Genomic DNA, 5,637 nt, shown 5'->3' on the forward strand with positions numbered 1-5,637 from the left:
GTCAAAATCTACCAGATGCTATTGGCAAGTGTTCAATTTATTATTGCAATTGGCGATATGTTTTCAGTATTTAACGACTTGTTTTCACTGTTTCGCTTCTCTTCAGGAAACCGCTTACGAAAGTGATTATAGTTGGGATCGCTCATTAATGCAAGGGGAGCTGCATAGCGCTTTTTGTTGAAAAATAGCACTTTGACCAGTCGGTGTTTGCTTGATGATGCGATTTGACTTTGTCTGCGGCAGTTGTGGGGACTGGCGTGGATTTTGTTTTAGTTGGGTACTTTTCCAAAGCCCTTTTCCCGAAAGATCCCCAACTGCTTTTTAAAAATTGCCCAACCAAAGATGGTACAAAAAACACTCATCTGGTCTAGATGAGTGCGGAAATCAATGTTTTAACTTACTAGCTTAAGCGCGGGTTGGCGCCGCGGTGCTTTTCGCTGAGCCAGCACCAGCTGCCGAACAAGAGGGTCCAGGCCACGGCCAGGGTAGCACCGAAGACGTCAGCCTTGATGAAGAAGAGGCTGAAGAAAATGACCAAGAAGAAAGCGATGGTCAAAGGACTTGCGACCTTGTAGAAAGGCATCTTGAAGCCGTCTTCCATGAAATCGCTGGAAGCACGGTACTTGCGATGGGCAAAAAGGGCCAGAACGTAGACCAGGATGTACATGTCGCTGGTTGCCCCAGCTACGGTGCCGAAGACTTCAATCGCGGTGCTTGAAAAACTCATGATTGGCGCGATCAGCATCAAGGCAACTGAAACCGCGATCCCCGCGGCCGGCACGCCGTTGGTGGAAATCTTGGCGAAGTGCTTATTAAGGAAGGAATCCTTTGGCGCCTCTTCAGCCAATTGGAAGAAGTGGCGGCCAGCTGAGAAGATCCCGGAGTTAAGCGATGAAGCCGCGGCCGTCAAGACGACGAAGTTGAAGATTGAGGCCACGGCATTGAAGCCGGCAATCTTGAAGACTTGAACGAAAGGACTTGATCCGCCCGTGATCTTGCCCCAAGGGATGACGCACATGATTACGACCAGGGTCGCGATGTAGAACAAGAGGATCCGGAGCAGGGTTTCGTTGACGGCCTTCTTGATGACCTTCTTCGGGTTCTTGGCTTCACCGATGGTGATGGTCACGAATTCAATCCCGGCAAAGGAGAAGAAGACCATTGGAAAGGCGGTGAAGAAAGCGTACTTGCCTTTTGGCAAAAGGGAAAAATTGCCGGTAAAGTTGCTCAGGTTGGCGTGGCCGACCGGGGTCTTAGCGTTCATGGCAACCATGATGATCCCCGTCACGACCAGGGAGACGATAGCGATGATCTTGATCATGGCAAACCAGAATTCCGTTTCCCCGAACAGTCTGGCGGCCGTCAGGTTAAGCAGGGTCAATAGGCCCAAGACCGCGACTTCAATCAGCCAGGCTGGCAGGTTGGGCAGCCAGTACTGGACATAAGTCGAAACGGCGGTCAGTTCCGCCATGCAGGCAAAGAGGATGCCGATCCAGTAGGTCCAGCCGGCAAAGCGTCCGGCCGCGTCGCCCAGATATCTGGTGATGAAGGAGACGAAGGTGTGACTGTTGCAGTCAAAGTAGAACATTTCCCCCAAGGCCCGCAAGAGAAAGAAGAAGAACAGGCCCATGATGGCGTAGATAAAAATAACTGACGGGCCAGTGGCGGAAATCGTGGTCCCTGCCCCCAAGAAGAGGCCAGTCCCGATCGTGCCGCCAATTGCAATCATCTGCACGTGCCGGTTGGACAAGGAGCGGATGGTCCCGTCCGCGTTTTCAATGCTGCGATCTTCCATAAGCAATTCCTTTCATGCAAGTAAATTAAAAACAAATAAGAATCAGTAGCTTTATAATATAATCTTCAGCATTTTTTGTAAAGCAAAATCGATTTGCAAAAGTGCAAAAAAAGCAGGCCTCAAAAACAAAATGAAGTTTGAGACCTGCTAAACTTAAATATATTCTGTTTCAGTAGGCTAAAACTAAACAAAATTAGCCAAGCCTAGGAATTTACCTTTTTCGCCGTTCCCTGATCCAGCACCAGCTGTCAAAAAACAGGGTCCAAAGGACGGACAGGGTCGCGCCAAAGACGTCGTTTGGAATAAAGAAGAGGCTGAAGAAGATGATCAAGAAGAACAGGATGGTCAAAGGACTGGCCACTTGTTAAAGCCGTCTTCCATAAAGTCGCTTGACTGCCGGTACTTGCGGTGGGCCAGAAGGGCCAGAACGTAGACCAGGATGAACATGTCGCTGGTTGCCCCGGCAACCTTGCTGAAGACTTCAATCGCCGCGCTGGAGAAGCTCAGGGCTGGCGCGATGAGGACGAAGCAGACGGAAACGAGCAATCCGCGGGCCGGCACCCCGTTTGGCGAGATTTTGGCAAAATGCTTCTTAAGGAAGGAACCCTTTGGCGCTTCTTCGGCCAGCTGGAAGAGGTGGCGGCCGGAAGAGAAGATGCAGGAGTTCAAGGCACTTGCCGCTGCCGTGAGGACGATAAAGTTAAAGACGGAGTCCACCAAGGGATGACGCACATGATCACGACCAAGGTCGCGATGTAGAACAAGAGAATCCGGAGCAAAGTTTCGTTGACGGCCTACTTGATGACGTGCTGGGGGTCCTTGGCCTCGCCGATGGTGATGGTCACGAATTCAATCCCGGCAAAGACGACTGATGGTCCAGTGGCCGAAATGGTGGTCCCGGCCCCCAGGAAGAGGCCAGTCCCGATCGTGCCGCCAATCGCGATCATCTGCACGTGGCGGTTGGACAGGGAGCGGATGGTCCCGTCCCTGTTTTCGATTTTATCTGCCATGTTAAGAGTCCTTAAATTTAAATTAGAAATAAAACAATAAGTCCATAATATAGAGAATAATTGCTTTTGTAAAGGAAAAATCTTATAAATGACAGAAAACAGGCCTTCGTTCCTAATAAAGAAACGCAGGCCTGGTAGTTTGCGTATTATTTGATTTAGTGATCGAGGAGGCCAAGCAGCGGCTTGCACTTGTCCAGCGGATAGGGGGCGTCAGTCGCGGCGTGCAGCTCCACGCGCTTGACGCGGACGGTCTTCAGCTCCTGGCCGGCCTGGACGATGGCTACCGCGCCTGCATAAGCCTGGACTTGGTCAGCCAGGTAGCAGTACTCCCGGCCGCTGTCTTCATCATCGTCAGTGAAAGCAACGATGGCAAAGGCATGCTGGCCGGCCGCGGGCAGAATTCGGTTTGTCCAGCAGATGCCTTGGCAGCTGGCAGGCAGGTACTTGCGCAAGAGGGCTGCCAAGTCAGCGCCATTGAAGCATGGTTCTGTCCAAGTAGGCAAATAGCCTTTCCAGACCTGCAGGTCCTCGTCTTCAAAGCGCAGCTTCAGCGCGTCGTCTAGGTCACTGGCTTGGCCTGCTGCCTCCTGCTCAGTGAAATACTGGCGGAAGCTGGTCAAAAGATAGTTCGCCGTCTGCTTAGGCAGGGTGAAGCGGCGGCGCTCCCGGCAGCGCACCTTGGCATTCAGACCAGGAAAGCTAAGTGGCGGTATTTCGGAATCCGTGACCAAGTCGAAGGCGGAATAGCTGCCGTGGCCATTGCTCATTAAGCTGAGCCGCTGCTTGCAGTCCTGGATGAGCACGTCATTACCCGGCAAAAATTCAGAAGTTTGAAGGATGGTCTTGGAGTCGTTGACAAGACTGAGCTTTTTGATGGGACCTAAGTCGCTGATTTTGTTCACGGTTGTATGTTTCATAATCTGCCTCGCTTTTTTGCAATTGCCGATATTGGTTTGAGCTAAGGCAATTTTAGCAAAAAGAAAAAGCGATGCAACCGCACCGCTTTTCAGTTTAATCAGCGTCTTTAGTCAGTTCGTAGATGGCTTCGGCGTAGATCGCGATTGAGTCGATCAGGTCCTTGACCATCATGTATTCGTTGGCCGCGTGCATGACCATCGGGCCGTTTTCCGGCTGGGCGCCGAAGGCAACCCCGCGCTTGAAGAGGCGGCCGTAGGTACCGCCGCCGATAACGACTTCGTGGCCCTTGTTCCCGGTCTGCTTTTCGTAGACCTTGAGCAGGGTTTGAACCAGTGGATCGTCGCCTGGCACGTAGTGCGGCTCTTCAAAGCCATTGTAGCTGACGTCCAGGATGCCGCCGAACTTGGCCATGACCTGCTTGACCATGGTGTCAGGGTCAGTGCCTTGCGGGTAGCGGACGTTGTTTTTCATCAAGGCCTCGCCGTCGTGTTCGTAGGCAAAAATGGTTGAGGAGCTGGCGATTTGGCCCATCAAGTCGTCCTTGTGGTAGATGCCCAGCTTTTTCCCGTAGAAGTCTTCGTGGGCCACATCGGCTAAGAAGTGAAGGAAGTTCTTGTCTCTGCCGGCAAAAGCATAGCGGTCCAAGAACAAGGCCAGGAAGGTGGCGGAGTTCTTGCCGACTTGCGGGGCAGAGGCGTGGGCGCCTTGGCCAACCAGCACGATGTCGGCCGCGTCGCCCTTGACGTCAAAGCTGCCTTCCAGGCCATTGTCGGCCAAGAAGAGCTGGTAGGCAGCGGCCATGTCGTCCAGCTTTGGCCCCGTGATCGTGGCCCGGGTTACCTGCGGAGTCACGTTGGTGGCGATGCCGGCCTTGAAGGACTGCAGGACGCAGTCGCCCTTGGCGGCGTCGTTTTTGAAGGTGAATTCCAGGGTAAAGATCCCTTGTTCGCCGTTGATGATCGGGTATTCAGCATCAGGAGAGAAGACGATGTCTGGCGTTGGCTCATGCTTCAAGTAGTAGTCGATGCCAACCCAGTTGGTTTCTTCATTGGTTCCCAAGACGAAGTCGATCTTCTTTTTGGGCTTAAAGCCGGCTTCCTTTAAAAGGAGCATCCCGTAGTAGGCTGCCAGGCTTGGTCCCTTGTCGTCGGCACTGCCGCGTCCGTAGATCCGGCCTTCAGCGTCGATTTCCATCTTGAAGGGGTCATGGGTCCAGCCATCGCCGGCAGGAACGACGTCCATGTGGCCGATGATGCCCAGGCGCTGGTCGCCTTCACCGAAGTTGACCCGGCCAGCGTAGTTGGCGAAGTTTTCCGTGTCAAAGCCGTCGCGCTGGGCGAAGCTGAGGAACTTGGTCATAGCCTTGACCGGGCCAGGGCCAACGGGGTATTCCGCGCTGGCCTTGTCCAGGTCTTCGGATGAGTCGATGGCGATCAATTCCGCCAAGTCCTTGAGGATGGCGTCCTTTTTGGCTGCCGCGAGTTCTTTGTAGTTTAATTCCATTATTTTCTCCTGTTTCAGCTGCTTTTATCAGATTAGTTACAAAAAGTAACCAAATGCATAAGTAAAATTCTAACAATCTTCGCCAGCCCTGGCAAACAATTAGGCATGGACTTTGGCTGCGGTAAAAGCGGGGCTGATTTATTGTTTAGATCCCCGTTTATTACTAAACCAAACGTTTTTTTCAAAAAACGATCCCCGTTTATTACTGAACCAAACGTTTTTTTCGAAAAATGATCCCCGTTTATTACTGAGCCACGAGATTTTTTCGAAAAACGATCCCCGTTTATTACTGAGCCACGAGATTTTTTCAAAAAATGATCCCCGTTTATTACTGAACCACGTGATTTCTGCATCAGTTAGGTACCTTTAGGGGATCATTTTGATAAAAATGTCAGTAGTTAGGTACTTTTA

General features: G+C 51.9%; 4 protein-coding genes and 1 pseudogene. All 5 read right to left on the reverse strand.

What is annotated here, in order from left to right:
• Positions 1 to 400 precede the first annotated feature (400 nt).
• Entirely contained in the window at positions 401 to 1,795 is a 1,395-nt protein-coding gene (locus OCH80_RS07770; protein ID WP_404539648.1) for an amino acid permease, read from the reverse strand.
• A gap of 211 nt (positions 1,796 to 2,006) precedes the next feature.
• Positions 2,007 to 2,805, reverse strand: a pseudogene (locus OCH80_RS07775) (hypothetical protein).
• Positions 2,806 to 2,960: 155 nt separating this feature from the next.
• A complete protein-coding gene (locus tag OCH80_RS07780) occupies positions 2,961 to 3,722 on the reverse strand; it encodes a hypothetical protein (RefSeq protein ID WP_404539651.1) in 762 nt (253 codons plus the stop codon).
• A gap of 94 nt (positions 3,723 to 3,816) precedes the next feature.
• Complete coding sequence (gene pepV, locus OCH80_RS07785; RefSeq protein ID WP_302188419.1) at positions 3,817 to 5,226, reverse strand: dipeptidase PepV; 1,410 nt, start codon at positions 5,224 to 5,226, stop codon at positions 3,817 to 3,819.
• A gap of 32 nt (positions 5,227 to 5,258) precedes the next feature.
• Positions 5,259 to 5,579, reverse strand: coding sequence for a hypothetical protein (locus OCH80_RS07790; protein ID WP_404539654.1), 321 nt, complete (start codon positions 5,577 to 5,579; stop codon positions 5,259 to 5,261).
• Positions 5,580 to 5,637 lie beyond the last annotated feature (58 nt).

Origin of the sequence: Lactobacillus sp. 23-2 (assembly GCF_044902225.1) — a bacterium.
Lineage (GTDB): Bacteria > Bacillota > Bacilli > Lactobacillales > Lactobacillaceae > Lactobacillus > Lactobacillus absianus.

What these genes read in the sequence shown, in the direction of transcription:
- OCH80_RS07770 (WP_404539648.1), bottom strand. Translation starts at nt 1,795, where the DNA reads ATGGAAGATCGCAGCATTGAAAACGCGGACGGGACCATCCGCTCCTTG.
- OCH80_RS07780 (WP_404539651.1), bottom strand. Translation starts at nt 3,722, where the DNA reads ATGAAACATACAACCGTGAACAAAATCAGCGACTTAGGTCCCATCAAA.
- pepV (WP_302188419.1), bottom strand. Translation starts at nt 5,226, where the DNA reads ATGGAATTAAACTACAAAGAACTCGCGGCAGCCAAAAAGGACGCCATC.
- OCH80_RS07790 (WP_404539654.1), bottom strand. Translation starts at nt 5,579, where the DNA reads ATGCAGAAATCACGTGGTTCAGTAATAAACGGGGATCATTTTTTGAAA.